Genomic DNA, 25,543 nt, shown 5'->3' with positions numbered 1-25,543 from the left:
ACCAGTGGGGTCAGGGTAGGCGTTGATTGCCTCCGGGACGCGCCGGTCTGTGACCGGCGCGTCAGTCGGCCGGGCGCTTGGCCTGCAGTTCCGCGTTCAGCTGCTCGAACAGCTCGTTTCCGGAGGCGGTGAACTTGGCTATGCCCTCGTCCTCCAGCGTGCGCACCACGTCGTCGTAGGACACCCCGACACTCTGGAGGTCATCCAGTACCCGCTGGGATGCCTCATAGGTGCCGTGGATGGTGTCGCTCCGGATGCGGCCGTGGTCGGCGACCGCGCGCAGGGTCTGCTCCGGCATGGTGTTGACCACCCCGGGGGCCACCAGTTCGTCGACGTAGCGGGTGTCGGCGTAGGAGGGGTCCTTCACCCCGGTGGAGGCCCACAGCGGGCGTTGGGGACGCATTCCGGCGGTGGTCAGCGTCTGCCACTGCGGGGACGCGCTCGCCTGCTCGAAGTGCTGGTAGGCCAGGCGCGCGTTGGCGATCGCGGTCGCTCCGCGCAGGGCCGTCGCCTCCGGTGTGCCTGCCTTGTCCAGCCGGCTGTCGACTTCGGTGTCGACGCGGCTGACGAAGAAGGAGGCCACCGACGCGATGGACGTCAGGTCATGCCTCGCCGCGTGCGCTCGGGTCATGCCGTCGAGGAAGGCGCTGAGCACCTGGTCGTAGCGGTCCAGGGAGAAGATCAGTGTCACGTTGATGCTGATGCCCTCCGCGAGCGCCGTGCTGATCGCTTCCAGGCCCTGCTGGGTGGCGGGGATCTTCACGAAGAGGTTCGGCCGGTCCACCAGCCACCACAGGGCGCGTGCCTCGGCGATCGTGGCCGCCGTGTCGTGGGCTACGCGCGGGTCCACCTCGATGGAAACCCGTCCGTCCACCCGGTCACTGGCCTCGTACACCGGCCGCAGCACGTCGCAGGCCCAGCGCACGTCGAACGCCGTCAACAGTCTGACGGCTTCCTCGACCCGCACCCCGCGCCGGGCCAGATCGACGACCTGCTCGTCGTAGCCGGCACCGGAGCGGATCGCCTTGGCGAAGATCGTCGGATTGCTGGTGATGCCCACCACCCGCTGCTGACGCACCAAGTCGGCCAGCCTGCCACCGGCGAGCCTCTCCCGGCTCAGATCATCGAGCCAGACCGCCACGCCTTCGGCGGACAACCGGTCCAGGTTCTCACTCATGATCTTCTCCCTTGCGTCGTTTCGCGGGATGCCGTCTACGTGCCGCCCGGATCCTCTGCGGGCCCGGCGCAGACGTCCTTCGCGCACGCCCCGGTAGTAGGGCCGGGCATGCTCGCACTGCTGGCCGCGGCGGCGCGCAGTTCCACACAGCAGCGTCCCGGTCGAGGGGCGAGTACCGCCTCGATCCCCGTTGTCTGCAGGCCGGTGAGAAAACCGCCGAGGAAGGCGTGGTTGATCCCGCACACCAGCTCGGGCGATCGGGCAGCCAGTGGATGGAAGGGGCAGTTCATCAGCCGCACCTCGGTCGGGGCCTGCCGGTGGGGCTCGAAGCCGTACTCCTCCAGCACGGACTCGGAAAGCGTGAGAGAGCGCTCGGGCCCCAGACGGCCGGGACGGGTGCTGGTGCGCGTCGCGCCTCCGAGGTCCTCACCACGGCGGCGGGCCGTGCGCAGCGCCGCCGACCGCGCGTCCTCACCCTGCTGCTGGTCGAGGACGGCGTCGACGAGGATTTCGGCGAGGACGTCGGGGCGGCGCTCGGGGATGGAGATGTGGATGTCTGTGCCGGCCGGCTCGTAGACCTTGGGCTTGCGGCCAACCCTGCGGACGCCGCCCGGGTTGTCGTAGCGAGAGCTCAGCAACCCGGCCGCGACCAGTTTGTCCAGGTGGAAGGCGGCCAGCTTGGCCGAGATCCCGGCATCGGCGGCGGCCTCCTCCCGCGTCACCGGCCGGTGGGCGCGCCGTATGAAGCCGTACAGCCTGCGGCGCACCTCGTCCGCAAGTACCGAGACCGCTTCCATCCCGGAAGCCACGGGAGCCTGAGGTGAAGCCGGGGTCGAGTCAGTGGTCATACATCCACGATAACTCCAATCGATGTGCGCGTAACTGACCAGCTCCGACTCTCGTGCCTGGCACTTGACCCTCTCCAGTAATAAGTCCAATACTGATTGGTGAAACTCTTCTGGAGAAGGACACCTGCCATGCCCAGCGAACTTCACCAACAGGCGAAACAGCCGGTCAGCGCCGCCCTCGCCGGCCCGTACGGGCACCCGTTCCATCCGATCCTGGTCACCGTGCCGATCGGCGCGTGGGTCGGCAGCCTCGTCTTCGACATCGCCTCCCACGTCGTGGACGACCCGGACTTCCTCGCCCGCGGTGCGATGTGGCTGATCGCCGTGGGCGTGATCGGGGCGCTGCTCGCCGCGTTGCTCGGCTTCCTGGACCTGTTCGCCGTCCCCACGGGAACGCGCGCCTTCCGTATCGGGCTCATCCACATGACGCTGAATCTGCTGGCGACGGCCGCGTACGCAGGCAACTTCCTGTGGCGCCACGCCGGGGACGGCCCGTCAGGCAGCGTCGGCGCGGGACAACTGGCGTTGAACGCCGTGACGCTGGCTGTGCTCGGCGTCTCGGGCTTCCTGGGCGGCAAGCTCGCCTACCACTACGGCGTCCGGGTCGCCGACGAGGAGACACAGGCCGAGGGCTTCGTACCTTCCCGCCCGCGGTCAGCCCGCCACTGACTCGCAGGCTTTCCAGCACATCAGCGCGTTCGCTTCGCCCCTACCGTCAGGAGTTCCCATGGACATCGCCGCACTGATCGCTTGGCTGGTCACCGCCCTCGGTGGCTTCTACATGCTCGGCATCTGGCTCTCACACGGCGGCGCCCGCGACAGGAGCAGCCACCTGCCCGTCCCGGTCGTCCTCGGACACTTCGCCCTCGCCGCCATCGGCCTCGTCGTGTGGATCATCCACGTGATCACCAACAACGAGACTCTGGCCTGGACCGCTTTCGGTCTCCTGATGCCCATCGCCCTGCTCGGGTTCGTCATGCTCGCCCGCTGGATCCCCGTCCACCGCGACCGCACCGCCGCACCGGCCGTTGCTGACCGAAGTGCGCCGGCCGAACGCCACTTCCCCGTCGCTGTCGTCACCGGACACGGGCTCGCCGCCGTCGTGACCCTGGTCCTGGTCCTGCTCACCGCACTCGGGATGGGGGAGTGACATGACCCAGCACCTCCACTCCCCCCTGCATATTGCCTCCGCACCCGATCCGTCCCAGGAACCGATACCCGCCACGCCCGCCGCCCTGCGTGTGGTCCACGACGCTGAAGGAATGGATCTGACAGCTGCCGAACGGGCCGCGGGGCAGTTCCTTCAGGCCCTGGGCATGGACACCGGTTCCGAGAGCCTGCGCGGTACCCCGGGCCGCATGGCCCGCGCCTATGCCGAACTATTCAGCCCTCGACCCTTCGACCTGACCACGTTCCCCAACGACGAGGGCTACGACGAACTGGTCCTCGCCCGGAGCATTCCGCTCCGAAGCGTCTGCGAGCATCATCTTCTGCCGTTCGTCGGAACCGCCCACATCGGCTACCTGCCCGGTCACCGGATACTGGGCCTGTCCAAGCTCGCCCGCGTCCTGGAACACTTCGCCTGCCGCCCCCAGGTGCAGGAGCGGCTCACCAAGCAAGTCGCCGACTGGCTCCAGGCCCACCTGGAACCCAAAGGCGTCGGCGTCGTCATCCAGGCCGAGCACACCTGCATGACGCTGCGCGGTGTCCAGGCCACCGGCGCGACGACCATGACCTCCACACTCCTCGGTCTCCTGCGCAGCGACACCCGCTCCCGCAGCGAATTCCTCACCCTGACCGGCCTTCCGCACTGACCCCCACAGCCGAGCGACACAGAATCGGAAGGTGCCGCGCGGGCCGGGAGCTGCCGCACTCGACCTATGGACCCTGACCGGACCGACCCCCCCAGTTCGATCAACTTGATCAAGAAGGTAGAGCCGCTTGATGTGTGAGCGTCGCGGACTTCTCCTCCGGCTCCCGGCCGTCGGCAGCGTCGGCTCGGGCCGCACCCAGCAGACACGAAACGAGCGAGACCAGCAGCAGGCTCGTGCTCGTTCTCAGGAACGCCGCCGGCATGCGGCCGCCCGCCGAAGGCCCCACGGGCCCACCCCCACACCTGCGCTGTGCTTCTTCCCCACCCGGCGTCCGCAGCCCAGATCCGACGGCGGGCGGACCGGACGATAATGGCTCGGCTCGTCCCCGTCAGGGGTCTGCAGCGAAGACGTGCAGGAAACGATCGCGACGTGCCAGATGATGGCCACGAGTCGCCGAGCCCTGGACGAGCACCTTCCCACGGACGCGCGTTGCTGTAGCCCTTGTCGCCCAGGACGTGATCGGGCCGGGTGCGGGGTCGTCCCGGGCCGAAGCGGGGCGCCCGGATCGCTCCCAGCGAGTCACCGACCCGGGAGCACGCCTCGATGTCGAGCACGGGGCCCAAGCAGTGGCAGCCGGCGCTCTCGTCGCAAGTACCCTTCCGGACAGTCCCATCGGCAGAAATGGCAACCAGCTGGGTGGACAGCGCCGACGCGGAACAGTGGCGCATGCGAGTACGACAGATCATCGAAGTGCTCGAAACATGCACTGATCACTGATCTGATCGCTTCACGGAAGTCGTGAGAGAACCTGTTCAGGGGCGGCACGTGCGCCTGAGTTCGGGCTCTGATCCACTCGGTGTGCTGTTGTGCCTCTCGGCCACCCCAATCGGGGTCGTGCGCGATGGAGTTCAAAGCCTGCGTGGCCGAACATCTGGAGCTTGAGTATCTTGATGCGGGTCGGCCCGAAGCGGTTGGCGCGAGTTGAACGAAGCCGCGTGTGGTGTGTTCGACTGTGGGTGACCGGTGGTGCCGGTCTGCGGCCTTTGCGGAATGCGACGCCGCGGCCTGCGGCCGCGACGTGCTGGCGCATCGCCCCGCCCCCCACACCGTGCCGGTCGGAACCGACGACTGCACGTTCCCAGTTTCCACGACCGCGCGGCCGCCGTCCGGTGCGCCACAGAGTACGACTGGGTGCACCTGCCGAAGAGATACGGCAACTGGCGAGGTGTCTGCAACTGGCTGCGGTGGACGGTGGACGGCATGCGGGAACGGGTGTTCACCGTCTTGGTGCCCCAGGCCGACGCGGACGAAGACGTCGGCTGGGCCGTCTCGGTCACTGCCCCTGTGGGCGGACAGATCGCCCAGGACCACGTAGCCGGGGGCGCGTCGAGCCGCCCTGCCCCCGGTTCGGGGCTTCGTCCAGAGGGCGACAGGGCAGGGCTCACCCCTTGTAGTACTCGCGCAGGTCGTCCATGACCTTGGAGAACCTCTCGCGGGGCTTCTTCGCCGCGTCGGGATGGCTGTTGGGCCGGTCTCCGGGCAGGCGGATCTCGACGTAGTACCTGTCCACGGCGCCCATTGCCCGGTACCCGCCGCCCGGGTTCAGGGTGTCATAGGCCGAGCAGAATCCTTCTCCGTCCGCGTAGCCCGGGTACCGGGCGGGATCATTGCGGTCGTCGGCGCAGCGGTCGCGTCTGAGGGCCTCGACCTCTCCGGCGTTGTCACCCTGAAGAATCTGCAGGTGGAACGCCGTCCAGAAGTCGTGCTTGTCATTGGCGGTGATCAAGCACTGGCCGTTCCCACTCTTGTGCCAGGAACCGATGGCCTTGGTCTTCACCCCCTCGTCGAAGCGGAAGCCCAGGCTGCCGGCAATGATGCGTCCGCCGCATTTCTCGGCCAAGTCCTTCTACACCGCGCTCGGTTCCTTCTCCCCGCAGGAGGTCAAGGTGGCGGCGAGCAGGAGGGCCATGCTGGCGGTCAGGGTCCTCGCGTATATGTGTCGCGTCACGGACGGTAGCGTACGAGTGATCGGTGAGGGGGCAACGCGGATTTCGGACAGCGGCGTTCCCTGGCGGCCGGGGCCTCGGACGGCTCCGTAGTCGTGGTTGGGACCACCGGCCTGCCTGAGGTCAGGGCCAAGGTCTCGGAGACAAGAAGTAGCTCCGCCGCGTAGTTCACGGTGCGGCGCGGTGGTCCGTCAGGCCGTCCGCGCCTTGCCGCCCACGCTGCCGAAGGGAATGTCGCTGTGCGCAGCAACGAGTGGCGCTGCCAGCGCCGCCTCAGTACCGCAGCAGGGTGGCAACACCGTCCGTCGCTCGGACTGGCGGCAGAAAGGGCCGAGGAGGCAGTCAGTTAAAGGCGTCGGTCACGCAGTCCACCCGGCAGTCGGAGGCCTCATAGCGCTGACGGAGGGCGGCAGCTGCTTCTTCGCGCTCTACGAAGAGGTACCCGTAGTGTTGGCGCGCCACCCTGGTCACGTCTCCGACCGTGACGATGGCCGGTTCGTCGCGGGCGGCCCGGCGGCGCGCTCCGGCGATTGCCATGTCCGCGGAGCGCAGCAGGTTTCTGGAACGGTCCCGGATCTCGACTGCCTGGGCCCGTTTCGCCGAGAGGGGACGCAGGACATGCCCCTCCAGACGTAGCCGGCGACGACAAGGATGAAACCGAGCGCTACGAACAGGAGTCCGCCGGGGGCGTGAGGTCGCATCTGTCCAGTCTTCACCACTCGCGTGGTGATCGTCATGCCTGCGTCGGCGGGACTCAAGCGCCACGGCACCGAGCTGGTCCGGGTAGGGGCGCCTGCGTACTCGACTCGCAGTCGGTCAAGACCTCCGCCAACGTCCAGTTCGCCGACCAGGGCTACGACGCCGCCAAGAAGATCGCCGGTCGCAAACGCCACATCGTCACCGACACTCTCGGCCTACTCCTCACTGCCTTGGTCACCTCCGCGGCCGTCCACGACTCCACCGCCGGCACCCACCTCCTGGACCAGATCGCCGCCCGCCACCCCCGCGTCACCAAAGCCTGGGCCGACTCCGGATACAAGAAGGCCGCCGTCGAACACGCCGCCACCCGCGGCATCGACCTCGAAGTCGTCCACCTCACCCCGGCAGCCACATTCAAAAGGCACCACCAACTGGCGCGACACCTAACCCCGAACCAAACGGACACCAGCGAACCAAACGCTCACTTAGCCCCTCTTCCTTGTCGGCCATTCCAGCGGAACGCATTCGGCTGCCCGGGCCGCTTTGTGGCAGCGTGACGTGGTCGCCGTGGTACTGGCCAGTCCGACCGTCGACCCGGTGGCACGTCGCGCAACAGCTGGCATCAGGTCTGTTCGCCACCGCATCGGCCGGAATTCAGACTCGACCAGTTGCCGACTCAGTGCATTGCCTGATGAGCCCGTCCCACCCTCGTCCGGTCAGCTCGAACGAGCTGCGCGTGTCTCCGAGCGGTTCGCCTTGCGGATCGCGTCGAGCAGCTCGGACTTCGACATGCGTGACCTTCCGTCGACACCCAGTCGCCGAGCGAGACCGTAGAGATGCTCTTTCGACGCATTCTCGTCGATACCTTCACCGCTGCGGCCGCCCTGCTGCCGGGGCTTCGCCGACCGCGGGTCCGAGGGCCCCTTGCGGCCGCCCTCCTTGCGCTCCCAGTGATCACCGACCTTCTCGTAGGTGTGCTTCAGTGCGCCGTATGCCACCCGGTGTGCTCGCTCACCTTCGCCGTACTGCTCGACGGCCGAGTCGTGCGCCTTGATCCACGTTCGCTGGGCGTCCTTGGACGATCGTTCCAAGGTCGACGGCATTTCCTCGCGTCCGGGCATGTCACTCGCCTCCTTGGACGTCGCTGTCCGAGTGGCCGGGTTCCCGTGGCAGAGCCGTGGTAACGGCGGCGGTCGGGGTGCGAAAAGGCCCTGACCCCCTCCCGTCACCTGTGGATGGGATGCCGCAAGCACCCGACGCCCGGGTTCGAAGGATGCCCTCGAGAGGGTCGGGCGCGACCTGTGCTGTTGCAGCAGCACACCGGCCGCCTCCGCATCCGTGCCGGGGGGGCGGACGGTATCTACGGCGACGGCACGGTGGAGGCCGTCCGCCGGCTCCGGGCCGACCGTCTCGGCGTCAGCCCCGACGGCGTCCACGGACCGGGCACCCGCGCGGCGGTGCTATGGCCTGGGCAGGTAGCGGCTGGTGGCGGGGTTCATCCGCCGGTACGGGGGCCTGCGCGTCGTCACTGCCGATGGCGACGGCCGTGCACCGGCGGCCCGTGTGCGGGTCAGCTCGCCGGGCAGGGCCTTGGGCGTCAGTGTCGGTCGGGGGTGGTGAAGCGCGCGGCGACTGCGGCCTCGATGGCTGCGCTGTCGGCGTCGTCTTGTGCCCAGGCTGCGTATCCGTCGGGGCGGACGAGGATGGTGGTGCGCCGGTCGCTTGCCCAGTGTTCGACGGCGGGGGGTGTGCCGGGCTCGTCGTCCGGGGCGGTGCGGTGGGGGAGTCGGACGGTGGGCGGGGTGATGAGGACGAAGTGTCCGCCGCGGAGGGCTTCGTAAAGGCGGTTGCCGCTCTCCAGGGTGACGTCCGGGACGCGGGTGCCGACGAGGCGGTGGGAGCCGTGCGGGGCGGGGTAGCGGTAGCCGATGCCGGTGATCTGGGCGACGGCCTTGGTGCGGGCGGGCGCGGCGGCGTTGACGAGGGCGGATACGGCGGCGCGGAGGGCACGCAGGGCAGGGTTCGTGGCGCGGGCCAGCCGGACGAGGCCGCCGCTGCTGCGCAGGACCGCCTTGCCGACCGGGTGGCGTTCGGTCTGGTAGGTGTCCAGGAGGCTGTCGGGTGCCTGTTCCTTGAGGACGGCGGCGAGCTTCCAGCCGAGGTTGGCGGCGTCCTGCAGGCCGGTGTTCATGCCCTGCCCGCCGGCGGGGGAGTGGATGTGGGCCGCGTCGCCTGCGAGGAAGACCCGGCCGACCCGGTACTCGGGTACCTGGCGTTCGTCGCTGTGGAAGCGGGAGAGCCAGCGGGCGTCGTGCATGCCGTGGTCGGTGCCCAGGGCGCGGCGGGTGACGTCCTTGACCTCGTCGAGGTCGAGGGGGTGGTCGTCGGGGACCTCGTTGCGGCGGTTCCAGCCCATGACGCGGTACCAGCCGTCGCCGAAGGAGGCGATCATCGCGAAGACGTCACCGGCGCCGTCGACGGTGAGAACGCTGTCGGGCTTTTCGGCGAGCCGGACGTCGGCGAGAAAGAGGGAGGTGATGACGGAGTCGCCGGGGAAGGGCTGCCCGATCGCCTGGCGCACGGTGCTGCGATGGCCGTCCGCGCCGACGACGTACGCGGCACGGTGGGTGGTGGTCGTCCCGTCCCCGGTGCGGACGTCGATGTCCACGCCGTCGGCGTCCTGCCGCAGGGCGAGGAGTTCGGTCTCGTACCGGAACTGGACGCCGAGCTGCCGGGCACGCTGCTCCAGGAGGCGCTCGACCTCGTACTGCGGGGTGATCAGCAGGAAGGGGAAGCGGGAGGGCAGCGTGGCCAGGTCGAGGGAGAGGCGGCGGAAGAGCCGCAGTTGCGTGATGGTGCTGCCGGTCGCGAGCAGGTCGTCGGCGAGGCCGCGGGCGTCGAGCTGCTCCAGCGTGCGGGCGTGTACGCCGAACGCCCTGGAGAGGTTGCTGACCTTGTGCGGGCGCCTCTCCAGCAGGGTGACGGGGACGCCGGCCTCGGCGAGATCGCCGGCCAGAAGGAGGCCGGTGGGGCCGGCGCCAACGACGGTCACGGAGCGCGTGGTGCCCGCGGTGCGGTCGGTGCGCTTGCCGGTGCCGGTGCCGCCCATGGTGACCTCCCAGTCGCCAACGGTTGTAGGCCAACATCTGTTGGTCAACGTCCGTTGGCGACAATAGGCGGGCGTCGACGAGCACGTCAACGCTTGTTGGCCAATGTGTGTTGGCCTACGATCGTTGGCATGAACAGAAGCACGTCGGCCGCCCCCGCCCGCCGCTCCGACGCCACCCGCAGGGCCATCCTCGAGGCGGCCCGCGAGCGGTTCGCCGCTGACGGCTACGAGCGCGCCACCATCCGTGCCATCGCCCAGCAGGCGAAGATCGACCCCTCCATGGTCATGCGCTACTACGGCAACAAGGAGGGCCTGTTCGCGGCGGCCGTCGCCATCGACCTGAAGCTGCCGGACCCGGCCTCGCTGCCCCGCGACGAGGCGGGCCGTGCGCTGGTCACGCACTTCCTCACCATGTGGGAGGACAACGAGGTGCTCACCGCGCTCCTGAGGGTCGGCGTGACCAACGACGCCGGCGCCGAGCGCATGCGGGGCATCTTCAGCGACCAACTGCTCCCGCTGGCCCGGCGGGTGTGCCCCGACCCCGAACAGGCGCCGGCCCGAGCCGCGCTGGTGTCCTCACAGCTCTTGGGGCTGGCCCTGACCCGTTACGTCCTGCGCTTCCCGCCCGCCGCGCAGCTGCACCCGGAGGAGATCGCTGCCTGGCTGGCCCCGACCGTGCAGCACTACCTCACGGCGCCGCACCCCGGAGTGTGAGAAGCGGCGCGGGCGGCACCTCAGTAGGTGCTTCTGCTGTCGGCAGACCGGCTGAGCGGCAGAGGGTGACCTGCCACGATGACGGCATGGGGAACGCGTTGGGGAAGACGGCGGTGCGGCGGCTCGATCTCGGGTACTTCATCCGGCCGGCGTCGGAGACGGGCGGCTCGCAGCCGAGGGTCGAGCCCGTCCTCGCCTACCTGGTACGGCACGACAACGGGTTGATCCTCTTCGACACCGGCATCGGTGAGGCGGACCCCGAAACCGAGGCCCACTACCGGCCGCGACGCCGCGCCTTGCCGGACGCACTGTCGGAGTCCGGTGTCGCCCTCGACGACATCTCCCTCGTCGTGAACTGCCATCTGCACTTCGACCACTGCGGCGGGAACCCCCTCCTGGGCGGCAGGCCCGTCCTCGTCCAGGAGGCCGAACTGGCGACCGCCCGCCGCGGCGGCCACACCTTCATCGAGCTGATCGACTTCCCCGGCGCGACCTACGAGGAACTCTCCGGCGAAACCGAGGTGTGGCCGGGAGTCTGGATCGTCCCCACGCCCGGACACACCCAGGGGCACCAGTCGCTCGTCCTCCGGCAGGCCGACGGCACCGTCGTCCTCGCCGGCCAGGCACACGACTTCGCCTCGCACTTCGCAGCCGATCAACTGGCCCGCCGCGCAGCACGTGACGGCGTGGAACAGCCCCTTCCTCCGTACCGGCGCTGGCTGGACCGGCTCGCGGACTTCGACCCACGCCGCGTGCTCTTCGCCCACGACTGCTCGGTCTGGGAGCCTGCCGCAGCGAATGTTCGCCGGCAGGCGGTGCGGCGAAACCAATGACGTACGGGAGCGCTCGTCGTACGGCGGCCTGGGTGGTGTCGAAGTAGTGCCCCGGGCAAGGCCGTCCAGGAGGCCGGGCTGGACGGGCTCCCTCCGAGGAGGTCCTGGGCCAGTGCGCTCGAGGACGGCCCCGAGCACCGGAAAACGTTCGAAACCCGGGGGCTGCGGGTCTGCGTTGGCGGGTGGGTGGTGGGGTGTGCGTCGTTTTGAGTTTGGGGGTGTGGGTTGTGGTGGGTGGTGGGTTAGTGGGGGGTTTGGGCGAGGTGTTGTGTGTACCAGGTGGTGCTGGTGCTGGTGCTGGTGCTGGTGCTAGTGGTGAGGCGTTGATGGAATCCGGGGCCGGGTGGGAGGCGTGTGGTGTGCCAGATGTTTTGGGTGGTGTACCAGTGTTCCTGGGTGAGGAGTGCGTACTGGTGGTCGGTCAGGCGGGGCAGTGAACGCCTGACGAGTGAGCGGTGTTCGCAGAGGGGGATCGGCGGCGCCTGCGGCAGGCGGAGCAGGGTGCGTAACCGGGCCAGCAGGTCGTCCCAGGGCAGAGGCTGGGGGTCGGCGGCGTGGTAGGTGGTGCTGGGGTGGCTGGATGTGGTGGGGGTGGGGATGAACCAGCGGTCTCCGGTGCCGTAGACGAGTGGTGGGCGCAGGATGGTGGCGCCGGCTGCGCGGGCGTCCTGCTCGGCGAGGAGGCGTGAGGCGCTGGCGGGGGAGGCGGGTGCAGGGGTGAGCCGGTCCTCGCGGGGGCCGTGGTGGGGGCCGTGGCCGTAGACCGCGGTGGTGCCGATGTAGAGGAAGCTCTTGACGTTGTGCCGTTGGGCTTCGTCGAGGAGGGCGCGTGTGCCGGTGTGGTTGATGCGGTGGCACTGGCGGGGGTCGGGGCCCACGTAGCTGGCGGCGTGGACGACGGTGGTGGAGCAGATGCCGCGGAGTGTGGCGGGGTCGGTGAGGTCGCGGGCTGTGTAGCGCACGCCTGGGAGGCCGGTGCGGGGTGGTGTGCGGCACACGGCGAGGAGTGTGGGTGTGCCGCTGTGCGGGCTGTGGTGGCGGGTGAGTGCGGTGAGGACGGCTCTGCCGATGAATCCGGTGCCGCCCACGACGAGGACGGTGCCCGGGGTGTTGTCGCGGGCGGGGGAGTTGTCTGGGTGCGGGGGCGCAGTCATGGCGGGCCTTCCTCGTCGTGGAGGTCGGGGTGTGCCGGGGGGTGGGCCGGGGGGTAGGGGTGGGTGCCGTCGCTTGCGTTGGGGATGTGGCCGGTGATCCAGTGTGTGTGGTCGGTGGCCAGGAAGGTGACGATGTCGGTGGGGTGGCCGAGGCGGTTGGGTGGCCGGGGGGAGGGGGGGGGCCGTGGGCGCCCTTGGGGGGTGGGGGGGTTGGGGTGCCGGTGGGTGGTTCGGTGGCCTCGCGAGGACTCACGCCTTTCCGTTCCGGAGTTCCACCACCTCGAGCGTCCCGGTCCGTCCCTGGGGCCGGTGCTCGCGGGGCGTTGGAGAGCCCTGGCTCGAGCCCGTACCGGGCGGCCGCACGAGTGCTTCTCCATCAGCGGCGCGTAGCTTCCCGGCAGGGTGAACGACCTCGCACCGCACCGCGTGTCCGCCGACGTGGCTGTCTGCACTCGCGGACCAGCATCGACAGGAGCCGACACACGTATGTCTGTGGAAATCATTGTCCCTGACGTGACAGGGGAGTGTGACAAGGAAGTCCGCCGGCTCGACCGGGTGGTGATCAGGTTCGCGGGGGACTCGGGTGACGGGATGCAGCTCACCGGTGACCGTTTCACCTCGGAGACCGCGTCCTTCGGCAACGATCTGTCCACGCTGCCGAACTTCCCTGCCGAGATCCGTGCCCCGGCCGGCACGCTGCCGGGTGTGTCGTCGTTCCAGCTGCACTTCGCCGATCACGACATCCTCACCCCGGGTGACGCGCCGAACGTGCTGGTGGCGATGAACCCGGCGGCGCTGAAGGCGAACATCGGGGATCTGCCGCGCGGGGCGGAGATCATCGTCAACACCGACGAGTTCACCAGGCGGGCGATGGCGAAGGTCGGCTACGACGCCAGCCCGCTGGAGGACGGTTCGCTGGACGGCTACCACCTGCACCCGGTGCCGCTCACCACGCTGACGGTGGAGGCGCTCAGGGAGTTCGACCTCACCCGCAAGGAGGCCGAGCGCAGCAAGAACATGTTCGCGCTGGGTCTTCTGTCGTGGATGTATCACCGGCCGACGGAGGGGACGGAGGCGTTCCTGCGGTCGAAGTTCGCGAGGAAGCCGGACATCGCGGCGGCGAACATCGCGGCGTTCCGTGCGGGCTGGAACTTCGGGGAGACCACGGAGGACTTCGCGGTCTCCTACGAGGTGGCGCCGGCGGCGGCGGCGTTCCCGCCGGGCACCTACCGCAACATCTCCGGGAACCTGGCCCTGTCCTACGGGCTGATCGCGGCTTCGCGTCAGGCGGATCTGCCGCTGTTCCTGGGCTCGTACCCGATCACTCCGGCCTCGGACATCCTGCACGAGCTGAGCAGGCACAAGAATTTCGGTGTGCGCACGTTCCAGGCGGAGGACGAGATCGCCGGGATCGGGGCGGCGCTGGGGGCGGCGTTCGGCGGTTCGCTGGCGGTGACCACCACCTCCGGGCCGGGGGTGGCGCTCAAGAGCGAGACGATCGGGCTGGCGGTGTCGCTGGAGCTGCCGCTGCTGATCGTGGACATCCAGCGTGGGGGGCCGTCGACGGGGCTGCCGACGAAGACGGAGCAGGCGGATCTGCTGCAGGCGATGTACGGCCGCAACGGTGAGGCGCCGGTGCCGGTGGTGGCGCCGAGGACGCCGGCGGACTGTTTCGACGCCGCCCTGGAGGCGGCGCGGATCGCGCTGGCCTACCGCACCCCGGTGTTCCTGCTCTCCGACGGGTATCTGGCCAACGGCAGCGAGCCGTGGCGGATCCCGGAGCTTGAGGAGCTGCCGGATCTGGCGGTGCAGTTCGCGCGGGGCCCCAACCACACCACGGCCGAGGGCACGGAGGTGTTCTGGCCCTACAAGCGCGACCCGCACACCCTGGCCCGTCCGTGGGCGATCCCGGGCACGCCGGGTCTCGAGCACCGCATCGGCGGGATCGAGAAGCAGGACGGCACCGGGAACATCTCCTACGACCCGGCCAACCACGACTTCATGGTCCGCACCCGGCAGGCCAAGGTCGACGGCATCGACGTCCCCCGCCTTCAGGTCGACGACCCCGACGGCGCCGCCCGTCTGCTGGTGCTGGGCTGGGGCTCCACCTACGGGCCGATCACCGCGGCGGTACGGCGCCTGCGCCGGGCCGGACAAGCCGTGGCGCAGGCCCATCTGCGCCACCTCAACCCCTTCCCGCCCAACCTCGGCGACATCCTGCGCAGATACGACAAGGTGGTGATCCCCGAGATGAACCTCGGGCAGCTCGCCACACTCATCAGGGCGAAGTACCTGGTCGACGTCCGTTCCCACCACCAGGTCAACGGCATGCCGTTCAAGGCGGAGCAGCTCGCCGACGCACTGCGGGAGATCCTCGATGAGAACTGAACTGCGCCTGTCCGCCAAGGACTTCAAGTCCGATCAGGAGGTGCGCTGGTGCCCGGGCTGCGGTGACTACGCCGTGCTGGCCGCCGTGCAGGGCTTCATGCCGGAGCTGGGCCTGGCCCGGGAGAACATCGTGTTCGTCTCCGGCATCGGCTGTTCCTCCCGTTTCCCGTACTACATGAACACCTACGGGATGCACTCCATCCACGGCCGCGCCCCCGCCATCGCCACCGGACTCGCCACGAGCAGGCGCGACCTGTCCGTGTGGGTCGTCACCGGCGACGGCGACGCGCTGTCCATCGGCGGCAACCACCTCATCCACGCCCTGCGCCGCAACGTCAACCTCAAGATCCTGCTGTTCAACAACCGCATCTACGGCCTCACCAAGGGCCAGTACAGCCCCACCTCCGAGGTCGGCAAGATCACCAAGTCGACCCCGATGGGCTCCCTCGACGCGCCCTTCAACCCCGTCTCGCTGGCGATCGGCGCGGAGGCGTCCTTCGTCGCCCGCACCGTCGACTCCGACCGCAAACACCTCACCGAGGTGCTGCGCCAGGCCGCCGGCCACCCCGGCACGGCGCTGGTGGAGATCTACCAGAACTGCAACATCTTCAACGACGGCGCCTTCGACGTCCTCAAGGACCGCCGGCAGGCCGAAGAAGCCGTCATCCGCCTCGAACACGGCCGGCCGATCCGCTTCGGCGCCGACGGCGGCAAGGGCGTCGTCCGCGACCCGGCAACCGGTGACCTGAAGGTCGTCGCCGTCACCCCGGAGAACGAGGCGGACATCCTCGTCCACGACGCCCACAACGCCTCCCCGACGACCGCGTTCGCGCTGTCCCGGCTCGCCGACCCCGACACCCTGCACCACACCCCCATCGGGGTGTTCCGCTCCGTCGGCCGGCCGGTCTACGACACCCTCATGGCCGACCAGCTCGACACCGCCGTCGACCGGCACGGCAAGGGCGACCTCGCCGCACTCCTCGCCGGCGGCGACACCTGGACCGTCGCCGGCTGAACACCGACACGGGAGGGCCCCGGCATCCGAGACCTGCGGGGGCGGGGGGGGCGGCTGTCAGTCCCGTCCCCGCAGGAACAGCCCGACCACCACGCCCGTCCCCACCACTTCCGACACCCCGATGACCAGTCCGGGTGCGGCCACCGTGCCGGCCGCGCCGGACAGTGCGGTCGCCACGCCCTGCGCCGTCGTCATCCCGCTGGTCTGCACGGTGAACAGGTGTCCGCGGTAGGCGGGTTCGGTCGCCGCCGGGATCAGCGGGTCGATTCCCTGGTTGCAGGCGAAGCCGGCCCCGGAGAGGGCCAGCAGCGCCACCGCGGCCGGTACGGGCGGTCCCAGGAGGAACGCGGCCGGCGGGGCCTGGGAGCACACCAGCAGGGGGACGACCAGCCGCCGCCGGCGTGCCGGTGAGAGCCGGGCCACCGCCGTCTCGCCGAGCACCGTGCCGGCCGCGTATCCGGTGAAGAGGGCGCCCGCGGCGGTGGCGGGGGCGCCGGCCTGGGCGGTGTAGGCGACGGCCGGGCCGTCGCCCACCGCGGAGAACCCGGGCACGGCCCAGTCAGCAGGACGAGCGGGCGGACCTTGCGGTCGGCGAACAGGCGCCGCAGGCCGTCGGCGGAGTCCGCGAGGACTCCGGCGGGGGAGCGGCGGCCGTCCGGGGCGAGCGCGGGTGTCGCGGGTGTGCACGGGCCGGCCAGGGCGGCGGACACCAGCAGGCTCGCGGCGTCGGCGGCGAGCATCCGGTACGGTCCGACCGCGGCGACCAGGACGCTGCCCAGGGCGAATCCGGCGACGACGGCGGTCTGGCCGACGGTCCGCAGCAGTGAGCGGCCGACCGGGAACAGGTCGTCGTCCGGCAGCTGGGTCAGGCTCGCGGTGCGGGCGCCCCTGCGTGACGGGTGCGACGAAGCCGGTGCACAGCAGCAGGAGCAGCAGCGCGGCCACGGGCAGGCCGGGCAGGAGCATGGCGGCGACGCAGGCGGCGGCGAGCAGGTCGCAGCCGGCCAGGACCCGGCGGGGCGGGAAGCGGTCGGCGAGCGCGGACAGGGCGGTGCCGCCGACGGCGTGCGGCGCGAAGGCGCAGACCAGCACGAGCGACGACAGCAGCGGGGAGCCGGTGCGCTGGTGGACGAGGATCGACGGGGCCACCTCGGCGGCCAGCTTCCCGGCCGTCGAGACGGCGTGGGCGGCGCCTCGGCGGCCAGTTTCCCGGCCGTCGAGACAGTGTGGGCGGCGAACACGGCCCGCGTGCCCGGGGCCCGCAGCACCGCCCGGTAGCCGGGCGCCGCGGCCGCGGGGGCAGGCGCCGGTTGTGCTCCGGTCCGTCCCACAGGTGGTCTCCTCGCTCGTGCGCCGTGCCGGTCCGCCGGCGCCACGGGCCCGCCGGGTACGGGGCGTCCCGTACCCGGCGGGCCAGGTGCTCGGCTCAGTCCCGCGTGTGGGGGACTCGTCCCGCGTGGCGGGGGATTCAGTGGACGTGACGCATCGCTGTCACCTCCCGGAGGTCTCGGCGGCAGGGGGCTCGTTCCGGCGGCGCCTGCGGGGGCGCGTTCAGGACGAAACTCGCAGGGAGTACATCCCGTGTTCGGTCACGTCGGGCCGCGGCACCGGCTCGGCCGCCGGCCGGGCCTGGGGGAACCGGCGGCCGATGGTGCCGAGGACGTGGCGGGCGACCTCCACGGCGACCTGGGCGCCGAGGCAGGCGTGCGGGCCCCGGCCGAAGCCCGGATGGCGGTTGGGTGTGCGGTCCCACACGAGCCTGTCGGGCTCGGGGAAGACGGAGGCGTCCCGGTCGGCGGCGCCGAGGAAGCAGGAGACGATCTGGCCCCGGCGGATGCGCCGCCCGCCCAGCACGGTGTCGCGGACGCAGGCGCGGCTCTCCACGTGCACGGGGCCGCAGTGGCGGACCAGTTCGTGGACGGCCCTTGTCGGTGTCCACCACGACGCGCTCGCCCGGCGGGACGCGCAGCAGGGTCAGCAGTCCGGTGGCGAGGAACCGGCTGGCCGTCTGGAAGCCGGCCTGCAGCACCACCCGCAGCGAGTTGAGCACGACCTCGCGGTCCACGCAGGCGTCCGGCGCCTTCGCCACGTGCCGGGCGAACCCGTCCGGCAGGCCTCGACGACCTGATGGCCTACGCCAGCCCCGCCCAGGCTGAACTCGTGCCGGGCTGGCGGGACTTCAACCGCAGCGTCGGCGACAGCGGCAACGTGGGTGTCTGGCACGAGGCCTGCGTGTCCCGTCCCGACCGCATGCACGTCATCTACCGGAGCATGCCGCTGTTCGGCATGGCCAAGGCGACCGAGCACGCCCCACCGGGGCGGCGACGGCCTGGTCGTGGCGGCCCGGCCCCCGCAGGGCCGGGCCGCCGCCTGAGAGGAGAAAGGCCGTGACCACCACCCCCAGCCCCCCGGCGGCCACCGCCCGGGGGGGCGCCCTGGCCGGCGCCGCACCCCCGCCCGCCCCCGGCTGCTGCTCCTCGGCCTGTTCATGTCCTTCATCGAGGTCACCGCGGCCATCTCCACCCTGCGCGCCATGCAGGTCGACCTCGGCGTGGCGCCGGCCGACCTCAGCTGGGTCTCCAGCACCTACACCCTGGTGGTGGCCGCCGGGGTGCTCTCCGGCGGAGCCTTCGGCGAACGCTACGGCAGACGCCGCGTGTTCCTCCTGGGCGTCGCCGCGCTCGCCGCCGGCTCCCTGGCCGTGGCCGTGAGCGACGGCTTTGCGCAGGTCCTGGCCGGCCGGGCGCTCAGCGGCGTCGGCGGGGCCCTGGTCCTGCCCACCTCCCTCGCCCTGATCACCACGTCTTTCACCGACCCGCGGGAACGCGGACACAGGATCTCGGTGTGGGTGTCGGTCTCCGGCCTCGGGCTGGCTGGCCCTCGGGCCGCTCATGCGGGGCAGGCTGGCCCCCAGGCAGCGACGGCCTCCTCGCCACGCATCAGCCTCCCCGCCGGCCCGGCCCCGTACTTGCCGCACGGTTCTTCCTGCCTCCATGCGGGCAGGGCCTGCTCGAGCACCCGTGGTGGAACACGGCACAGGGTGGCTACACGGACGCGTGCCTGGGCGTTGAGGTGGATCGCGCTGTCCGGGTACAGCACGCCGGTGAGGTTCTGCTGGCCGCCGACGTCGGTGACAGCGGCGAGCAGGCCGCGGATGGTGAGGTGGTGGCGGGCGGCAAGCCTGGTCAGGAACGACAGGGTCAGCTCTCCCGGCAGCGGAGCCACCCGTCCTGCCGCGCCGCAGCCCATGGCAGGCACGATGCCACAGGACGCCGCCGGCTTGCCTCCCGTACGCCCGCTTGCGGGCGTACGGCGGGTCGCGGTCGTGCTGAGCTGCTGGGTCACGCCGGATGCCTCTGCTGCGGTCGTGCGGGGACGGGCCGGCCGGGCCTGGGCTTCGGCTGCCGCGTCGAGTTCGGCCTCGCTCAGCAGCTGCTTGGTGATCCGTTCGGCGCCTTCCACGATGGCCACCAGGGCGGCTTCGCGGATGAGGTGGGAGAGGCTGCCGATCCGCCCTGCGGTGCGGGCGTGGAGGTAGGCGGCGTGCTTGACCAGGGCTCCGGGCCGGTGTGCGCGCAGCCTCAGCAGGTCTTCCATGGCCTTGTACGAGGTCGTTCCAGACCGCTCGGTCCTGCTCGGTGGCATACGCCAGTGGGCGGTGGCGGAAGATCTTGAATCGGCCGGCGACCTGCGCTCCGCGCACCCCGCTGAGCAGTGAGGAGGTCTCGACGTCGAATCGCGGAGTACACGAAGGTGGCCGGGATGCGTTTCGCCGAGGTGCTTCAGCTGGTCGGAGGTTTCCGCGCCGGCGCGCCGCTGGGTGTCCAGGAGGTGGACATCATCGATGAGGACCAGCTGGGTGCCCAGTTCGCACACCGTGTCGCATACGGCGCTGGTGATCTGGGTCTGGTTGAGGCGGTCGGTGAGGGGCATGCCGAGGAACCGGGCGAATGCGCTGACGAGCATCTTGGGGGTGGCGGCCGGCGGCACGCTGATGAACAGCACCGGTCTTCTGCCGTCCTGGCCGGGGTGCCGGCGGGCGTCGGCCGGCTGGAAGGAACGCCCGAGCGCCATCATCGTGGTGGTCTTACCCGTCGTGGCCGGGCCGGGGATGATCAGGCCGCGGCGGGCGCCGGCCTGCCGGCGGCGGTTGAGCAGCAGCCTGCGTAGGGCGGTGAACACGCTGTCCATGGCCGGGGTGCGCATGACGGCGAGTGGCGGAGTGGTGGTCCTCGCGCTCCGCCTGGGACCAGGCGCCGTCGGTGACGTCACGCGCGGACGCCGGGGCTCGGTGGACGAAGCGTCCCATCCCTGCCATCCGGTCGCCAGGGTCAGCGGGGTGAAGCCGACGGTACCGGTGGAGACCGGGCTCACCCTGGCGGGGACTCCTCGAAAGGGGTCGTGGACCGTGACCTGGGGACGTCTTGGCGCAGGCGGGCCGGTTTGCCGCGCCGGTTGGGGAGTCACTCTGTGGTGCGTGTTCAGCCGGCCAGATGCTCAGGGCGCCGTCGTCGGTCAAGGGCTCCTCGTCGTCCTCGCTGTCGTCCGAAGACGTCCTCACCAGGCTCATCGGCTTCCGCCTCCGGCTGCTGGCCGTACAGGACCCCCCACATCGCACCCTCGGTTGCGGCGGTGCGGGCGCGGGCGGCGACGACCCCTTTTCCCGCCGGGTGCCCTGTCCGGCGGCACCGCGTTCCAGCAGCTCGCGCAGGGCGAACGCCAGGTCGTGTTCGTGGCTCGCGCAGGGCGAACGCCAGGTCGTGTTCGTGGCTCACGCGGTCTGCGCGCCGGGCGACGGTGCGCTTGATGTGCTGCCGGGTGAAGTCGGTGAACGGGGCGCTGATCCAGGGTGTGGCGGATCCACGGCACCGCTTCCCACCCGTACCCGCGCGGCTGGTCAGGCTTCGGCAGCCGTACCCGGATCCGGCCGGGACCGTGCGGGTTGCAGTGGATCTCCCACAGGCCGTCCGCCGTCGGCGAATGCTCGCCGCGGTAGGGGCTTGGGGACCTTGTGGTCGTAGGTGCGGTGGTCGATGCGGATGCCGTAATCGTTGATCTGTTGCCGCTTGACGGGCATGAGCTCGATGAAAGTCCTCACGGCCCAGTGGCACCGGGACGTACCCGCACACGGCGATCAGCGCCGCCCCCATCTTTCGGCGACAGCGCACAGGGGCGTCATCGGGTGCCGGTCCAGCCGGGCCGGCGTCCGCACCGCCTCTCCTTCGGCGTCTTTCCCGCGCTCGCCGGTGTGCGAGCCCGTGCAGGCGGCCACGTGCTGCACGAACAGTGTGTTGATCGAGGAGAAGGTGCGCTCTACGTGCTCCTTGGCCGGCCCGTTGCCCGGCGGTGCGGGCTGCACGCACATGCCCAGCGACTCGCAGGCGGCGATGAACGAGGACGAGATGAACACCTTGCCCTGGCCGACGAGGATGGTCTGCGGGGTGATCACCGGCCGCGCCGCTGCGCCTTCCAGCGGGCATCCACGCTCAGCAGCCGCTCGTACGGCACCACCGGGTGTTTCCATCGCCAGCGCCTCGGCCCAGCCTGGCCTCATGGGCGCCGGGACCGTCATCTGTGCCGGCAGCTGCGCCGCGTCGACGCTGCGGGCCTCCTTTCGCGCGCAGCACGGCCGCGCGGTGGTCCGGGTGGCGACATCGAGCGCGATGGTCAGCTCGGGCCGTTCCACCACACCGTCGTCGAGGACCACGAAGGCGTCCAGCACGGTGCTGTCCGTCATCACCAGCTCACCCGGTGCCATCACCGTCGTCGGGACGAACGGGGGAGCCGGCCTCGCTGAGCGCCAGCGGCGCTGCCGCGCACTGTCCAGCAGCCCGCGCCCGTCGGCGAGGGCGTGCGCGAGCCGGTTGAACGTCGCACTCGAGGGCAATGGCACCACCCCCTGCCCGTACTGCTCGGCCAGCAGCCGCTCGGTGTGCACCCGCAGCCGTCCCAGTGTCCCGCTGGAACGCTCCCGCCCCGCCTCCAGCACCTCCCGCGCGGCCACCACCCGCTCGTTTGCACGCCCCAGCGCCGTCCGCGGGCGGGTGGCACGGTGGTCCACCAGCCCCCGCACCCCGTCCTGCCGGCAGCGGGCGCGCATCCGCCGCACCGTCACCGCGCCGGTGGGCATCCCGGCCGCCGACAGCTCCGCCGCCTTCGCCTCCTCCCGCTGCGCCGGCGTCCGCGTCTGCGGGCCGTACTCCGCACCCCGCGGACCCGCGCCCGCCGGGCCCGCCCGGCTGCCCCGTCTCCACCTCCCGCACACGGCCGTTCCCACGCCAGGGCCCGCTCGCGCACCGCCTCGGGCAACGACTGCAGCAAGCCCAGCGGCGGCACCCCGGACACCCCCGGCGCGTCCAGGACGTCGAATCCCGCATCGGCGAACGGCAGCGACAGCAAAACCGCCGCTACCGCACCGTCCTCGGCGACCAGCCGTACCTGCCCGTCAGCAAGGGCCGCCACCGTCCAGGTACGCCCCCCGGACCACACCTGGCATCCCAGTTCCACCACCGGCCTGCCCGGCATCCCGCTGCCCGCCCTCACTCTGCCGCCGGGGCCCACACCGGCATCCGCTCCTGCATCGCTGCCCCCAGGTCCGCCGCCGGCCGTCCCGCCCGCAGGGCATGGAACAGCGCGGGAAGCACCAGCAGCGGATCCCCGAAACGTGCGTACGCCCTCCCGCAGCGGCGCCGGCTCGGCGAACGCCTCCTGCAGCGCGTCAGCCAGCAACCCGCCACCGTGGTGCCGGGGGTGCCGGTATCCGGCCAGCCAGGTCACATTGCGCCGGTAGACCGGATCGACAGGCCCGAGCATCCACTACCGCAAGCCCGCCGCCGTACAGATCTCTGCGACCACCGCAGCAACAGACCGCCGGCCCCGAGAGAGCTCTTGCCTTGCTGTGCAGTCGGCGAGCACTCCCTGGCCCTCAGCCGGCAGGCCGGGCGGCCAGACTGCTGACACGCGGGTCGCGGTCGAGGAGCATCACGTGCAGTCGCATCGCTGCCGGCCCGTAGTGCACCAGCCGTCCTGCAGTGGCCGACCACCACCATCCCGGTGCCGGCCGCTTACCCGCGCGGACCGGGAACGGCTTCAGCGGCGGACAGCCCTCGAAGAGCACCTCGGCGCCAGCTTCCGGCCGGCAGGCCCCGCCCCGTCCCACCCAGCCTCCTGCATACAGAATCAAACGGCTTACCGGCCCATCCGGTAATGGGCACGCCCGGCCCCATCGGGCGAACGCCAGCTGCCGGTTCCCGGCGGGCAGCGACATGGACGGGGTGTTCTTCACGGGTGCCGGAGAGCGCAGTGATCCGGGCACGAGTCCTGGAGAGCGGGCTACTCCCGGCTGCCGCAGATGTGACAGGCACGGAAAGGTGCGATACCTGGGAGTCTGCAGCGGCCGCCGCGTTGAGAGGCCGGGTATGTGAGGAAGCGGACTGCCCTTGAGCTTTGCTGCCTCTCGTCCGGCCGGGGCGGTGAGGACGGGCGGGGCAGGGTTTGAACGTTTGAGGTCCAGCTCAAGGCCGCCGCCATGCTTGCACAGCCCCCACGTCAGGCGGCGTAGCCGGTCACCGCCACAGCCCCTCCACCCAGCGCCGCGCCAACGATCACCCCACCCCTGAGCCCTGCCGCAGCGCGAGATGACACGACTCACCGCCAACCGGTGCCCTGCTCCCGCTGAACGCGGAAGGTACGCATTTCGTACGCGTTTGGTACGCCTCACGCCCATTCCATGCCGAGGTGTCGTAGTGCGTCGAGCTGCTCCGCCGTAAGCCGGTCTCTCCTGGATTTCGCGTTCGACATCCATACACCCAGTCGTACAGGCACCGGTTCCATTTCGCCGTCGACCTCGACCTCGACGACCGCGCCACGCGGGACCGGCCGGTCACCCTCCTTCTCCACCCACTGTGTGAGGGCCGCAAGTCCCCGCTGGAACGCCGCTTGGGCCTTCGCTGCACGAGCGGCCGCCGGGGCGGGAGGAGGCGCCTGGTCGCGCTGCACGCCGAGCTGGGTCAGCCGCTGCTGCTGTTCGGTCGACAGCTGGGCCCAGGTGCCCGGCTGTTTCTGCCGCTTCAGCCATCGTCCGATGTCGTCACCGTCCATGAGTACGCCGGGTGCGATGTCGGGCAGGACGCCGTCGGGCTCGCCTTCCGCTAGGTAAGCGAGGTGGCGGTAGTGGCGTTGCCAGTTCAGCGGCCAGGGGCAGTTCCAGTCCTCGTCGACCGCGGCCAGCTGCTGCGCGCGAACGGCGGCCCGCTCCGGATCCTTGCCCAGACCGCCCTTCCGCCGAAGGTTGGCCATGTGCTGCCCGATGGGCACCATCGCCTCGCCCTCGCCCCACACCGCGTCCTGCCGCGGTGCGAGGTGCCCGATCGCCCGCCGGTAGGACCTGAGCGCGGCGAGCTTGGCCTCCCACGCCTCCTCGCCCGGCTCCCACACCATCCCGGCCTCCGGCGCGTCCAGCAGGGTCTTGCGCCGCTCCTCCAGCTCCCCGGCGCGTAGCGCCTTGCGCTGCTGGTGGACCCATCGGCCAAGCGGAAACGCCTTCGTCGCCCCGACCTCGACCTCGACGTCATACGGAACGGCGTAGAGACCAGTGATCTCGTTCTCCCTGCGCCACCGCAGCAGGGCCTGATAGCCCTCGAGCCAGACCAGGGACTCGGGCCGGTATACCCGGGTGCGCAGGAAGGCCGCGATGGTTGCCGCGTCGCGCGGGCTGGAGAAGTGCAGCAGGGCGGCTTCGGCGGCCGCCTGCGTGTCGTCCTGCTCCTGGTCCTCGCCGTCGCCGCCGGTCCCGATGATCCGCCCCTCTTCGTCGCGCCGGACGTGTACCTTGCGCTTGCCGCTCGTGAGCGCCCGGGAGGCCAACTGCTCGACGAGTCGTTCATCATGCGAGCGCAGGCCCTGGAGGACCGCTACAAGGGGGCGGAACGAAGCGCTGGCGACCATGTCGGTGGGGTCCTCGCCGGGCTCCAGGAACACCGGCACGATGATCCGCGCAACCTTCGTACTGCCGTCCTTGTTGAGCCTCAGCGCGCGGCCGATGTTCTGCACGATCTCCACCTGCGAGCCGCGGGTGTCGGCGAAGCAGACGGCCTCGACTCCCCGCTCGCCGGTGATGTCGACGCCTTCCCCGAGCACGCGAACGCTGGCGAGGAAGGCGCGGTGGACCCGGCGCCCGGCTGCGTCGATCCCGCCTGCGAACTGCCTCAGCACTTCGCGTCGCTCGGTGACGAGGTGGTCGCCGCACAGCCACGCCGACCACACCCGGTCCGGGGGCACGTGACGACCGGCCTCGAGCTCGTAGAACCCCGCGCCGATCGACGACGCGGGCAGCTCCTCCGCCTTGGCCAGGTCCTCGTCCGAGGCGTCACCTGCGTACAGCTCGGCAGCAGTCTCCGGCAGCTTCTCGGCGAACGCGGCGGCTTCTTCAACCTTCTGATGGAAGGTCATGACCGTACGGAGGTTGTACGCGGCGGCGTGCTCCAGGAGCGCGGTCTGCAGGAGCGCCAGGCGCCGGCCGCGCCGGGCTTCCTCGGACTCCCCGAGGACGGGGGAGGGGTCGCGGATCTCCAGCACGTCGATCTCGAACCCGGCAAGGATCTCCCTCTCGATCGCCTCCGACAGACCGAGCTCGGCGATCCACGCGCCGTACGTGCCCTCCGGTTCGTCGGCCATGGACGCGATCTCCGCCTCCTGGCTCTCCGCGCCCTTCTGCGGCCGGGGAGCGGCGAGGATGCGCGGTGTCGCGGTCAGGTAGAGCCGGAAGTCCGCCGGGATCCGCTGGTG

The 25,543-nt window shown here is 70.8% G+C and carries 20 protein-coding genes and 2 pseudogenes; 11 read left to right on the top strand and 11 right to left on the bottom strand.

All coding sequences use genetic code 11. The features are described from left to right. Positions 1-61 precede the first annotated feature (61 nt). On the bottom strand, positions 62-1,177 hold the full coding sequence (gene tal / locus ELQ39_RS01400) for a transaldolase (protein ID WP_242590689.1): 1,116 nt from the start codon (positions 1,175-1,177) through the stop codon (positions 62-64). Between the two features lie 35 nt (positions 1,178-1,212). Continuing rightward, positions 1,213-2,025, bottom strand: a complete 813-nt coding sequence (locus ELQ39_RS01395; RefSeq protein ID WP_242590688.1) for a helix-turn-helix transcriptional regulator — start codon at positions 2,023-2,025, stop codon at positions 1,213-1,215. A gap of 129 nt (positions 2,026-2,154) precedes the next feature. Here ELQ39_RS01395 and ELQ39_RS01390 point away from each other — a divergent pair, with 129 nt between their 5' ends. From ELQ39_RS01390 to folE, 3 genes are all read left to right on the top strand, one after another. Next, the gene (locus ELQ39_RS01390) at positions 2,155-2,694 is read left to right on the top strand and encodes a DUF2231 domain-containing protein (protein ID WP_242590687.1); all 540 of its coding nucleotides are present in this window, start codon (positions 2,155-2,157) and stop codon (positions 2,692-2,694) included. 58 nt (positions 2,695-2,752) lie between these two features. Continuing rightward, positions 2,753-3,175, top strand: a complete 423-nt coding sequence (locus ELQ39_RS01385; protein WP_242590686.1) for a hypothetical protein — start codon at positions 2,753-2,755, stop codon at positions 3,173-3,175. Between the two features lie 112 nt (positions 3,176-3,287). Further along, positions 3,288-3,839 (top strand): GTP cyclohydrolase I FolE, encoded by a 552-nt coding sequence (folE, locus tag ELQ39_RS01380; protein ID WP_242590685.1) that lies wholly within the window; start codon positions 3,288-3,290, stop codon positions 3,837-3,839. A 1,441-nt stretch (positions 3,840-5,280) separates the two neighbouring features. Here the strand turns inward: folE and ELQ39_RS01375 are convergent. Further along, positions 5,281-5,739 (bottom strand): hypothetical protein, encoded by a 459-nt coding sequence (locus ELQ39_RS01375; protein ID WP_242590684.1) that lies wholly within the window; start codon positions 5,737-5,739, stop codon positions 5,281-5,283. An 897-nt stretch (positions 5,740-6,636) separates the two neighbouring features. Here ELQ39_RS01375 and ELQ39_RS01370 point away from each other — a divergent pair. After that, a pseudogene (locus ELQ39_RS01370) lies at positions 6,637-6,936 on the top strand (transposase); the annotation flags it as partial. Between the two features lie 324 nt (positions 6,937-7,260). On the opposite strand, the gene ELQ39_RS01365 reads toward ELQ39_RS01370, so the two are convergent. Together ELQ39_RS01365 and ELQ39_RS01360 are read right to left on the bottom strand one after the other, a co-directional pair. Then, the gene (locus tag ELQ39_RS01365; RefSeq protein WP_242590683.1) at positions 7,261-7,665 is read right to left on the bottom strand and encodes a ChaB family protein; all 405 of its coding nucleotides are present in this window, start codon (positions 7,663-7,665) and stop codon (positions 7,261-7,263) included. A gap of 476 nt (positions 7,666-8,141) precedes the next feature. Continuing rightward, positions 8,142-9,653 (bottom strand): FAD-dependent monooxygenase, encoded by a 1,512-nt coding sequence (locus ELQ39_RS01360; RefSeq protein ID WP_242590682.1) that lies wholly within the window; start codon positions 9,651-9,653, stop codon positions 8,142-8,144. Between the two features lie 129 nt (positions 9,654-9,782). On the opposite strand from ELQ39_RS01360, the gene ELQ39_RS01355 reads away from it, so the two are divergent. Both ELQ39_RS01355 and ELQ39_RS01350 read left to right on the top strand, forming a co-directional pair. Continuing rightward, positions 9,783-10,367, top strand: coding sequence for a TetR/AcrR family transcriptional regulator (locus tag ELQ39_RS01355; RefSeq protein WP_242590681.1), 585 nt, complete (start codon positions 9,783-9,785; stop codon positions 10,365-10,367). Between the two features lie 86 nt (positions 10,368-10,453). Continuing rightward, entirely contained in the window at positions 10,454-11,200 is a 747-nt protein-coding gene (locus tag ELQ39_RS01350) for an N-acyl homoserine lactonase family protein (RefSeq protein WP_242590680.1), read from the top strand. Positions 11,201-11,442: 242 nt separating this feature from the next. Here ELQ39_RS01350 and ELQ39_RS01345 read toward each other — a convergent pair whose 3' ends face one another. Next, positions 11,443-12,354 carry an NAD-dependent epimerase/dehydratase family protein gene (locus tag ELQ39_RS01345; protein WP_242590679.1) on the bottom strand — a complete coding sequence of 304 codons (912 nt, stop codon included), beginning with the start codon at positions 12,352-12,354 and terminating at the stop codon, positions 11,443-11,445. Positions 12,355-12,840: 486 nt separating this feature from the next. On the opposite strand from ELQ39_RS01345, the gene ELQ39_RS01340 reads away from it, so the two are divergent. Both ELQ39_RS01340 and ELQ39_RS01335 read left to right on the top strand, forming a co-directional pair. After that, a complete protein-coding gene (locus tag ELQ39_RS01340) occupies positions 12,841-14,742 on the top strand; it encodes a 2-oxoacid:acceptor oxidoreductase subunit alpha (protein WP_443334323.1) in 1,902 nt (633 codons plus the stop codon). Then, positions 14,732-15,757 carry a 2-oxoacid:ferredoxin oxidoreductase subunit beta gene (locus ELQ39_RS01335; RefSeq protein ID WP_242590677.1) on the top strand — a complete coding sequence of 342 codons (1,026 nt, stop codon included), beginning with the start codon at positions 14,732-14,734 and terminating at the stop codon, positions 15,755-15,757. The genes ELQ39_RS01340 and ELQ39_RS01335 overlap by 11 nt, the downstream gene beginning before the upstream one ends. Before the next feature lie 57 nt (positions 15,758-15,814). On the opposite strand, the gene ELQ39_RS01330 is transcribed toward ELQ39_RS01335, so the two are convergent. Continuing rightward, positions 15,815-16,309 (bottom strand): hypothetical protein, encoded by a 495-nt coding sequence (locus ELQ39_RS01330; RefSeq protein WP_242590676.1) that lies wholly within the window; start codon positions 16,307-16,309, stop codon positions 15,815-15,817. A 129-nt stretch (positions 16,310-16,438) separates the two neighbouring features. Here ELQ39_RS01330 and ELQ39_RS01325 point away from each other — a divergent pair, with 129 nt between their 5' ends. Further along, entirely contained in the window at positions 16,439-17,035 is a 597-nt protein-coding gene (locus ELQ39_RS01325) for a hypothetical protein (RefSeq protein ID WP_242590675.1), read from the top strand. 273 nt (positions 17,036-17,308) lie between these two features. Here the strand turns inward: ELQ39_RS01325 and ELQ39_RS01320 are convergent, their stop codons facing one another. After that, on the bottom strand, positions 17,309-17,668 hold the full coding sequence (locus ELQ39_RS01320) for a cytochrome P450 (RefSeq protein WP_277994764.1): 360 nt from the start codon (positions 17,666-17,668) through the stop codon (positions 17,309-17,311). Between the two features lie 216 nt (positions 17,669-17,884). Here ELQ39_RS01320 and ELQ39_RS01315 point away from each other — a divergent pair, with 216 nt between their 5' ends. After that, entirely contained in the window at positions 17,885-18,148 is a 264-nt protein-coding gene (locus ELQ39_RS01315; protein ID WP_242590673.1) for a monooxygenase family protein, read from the top strand. A 76-nt stretch (positions 18,149-18,224) separates the two neighbouring features. Next, a pseudogene (locus ELQ39_RS01310) lies at positions 18,225-18,617 on the top strand (MFS transporter); the annotation flags it as partial. Positions 18,618-18,646: 29 nt separating this feature from the next. Here ELQ39_RS01310 and ELQ39_RS01305 read toward each other — a convergent pair. The 3 genes from ELQ39_RS01305 to ELQ39_RS01295 all read right to left on the bottom strand — a co-directional run. Continuing rightward, positions 18,647-19,963 (bottom strand): AAA family ATPase, encoded by a 1,317-nt coding sequence (locus ELQ39_RS01305; RefSeq protein WP_242590672.1) that lies wholly within the window; start codon positions 19,961-19,963, stop codon positions 18,647-18,649. 928 nt (positions 19,964-20,891) lie between these two features. Next, the gene (locus tag ELQ39_RS01300) at positions 20,892-22,022 is read right to left on the bottom strand and encodes a hypothetical protein (protein WP_242590671.1); all 1,131 of its coding nucleotides are present in this window, start codon (positions 22,020-22,022) and stop codon (positions 20,892-20,894) included. Between the two features lie 1,451 nt (positions 22,023-23,473). Beyond that, positions 23,474-25,543, bottom strand: a 2,070-nt coding sequence (locus ELQ39_RS01295; RefSeq protein WP_242590670.1) for a helicase associated domain-containing protein, incomplete at its 5' end; no start/stop codon positions are given.

It is taken from the genome of Streptomyces sp. GB4-14, from assembly GCF_022696125.1.
In the GTDB taxonomy this organism is placed as follows: Bacteria; Actinomycetota; Actinomycetes; order Streptomycetales; family Streptomycetaceae; genus Streptomyces; species Streptomyces werraensis.
Note: the sequence above shows the minus strand (reverse complement) of the source record. Positions and strands in the feature narration are given on the sequence as shown.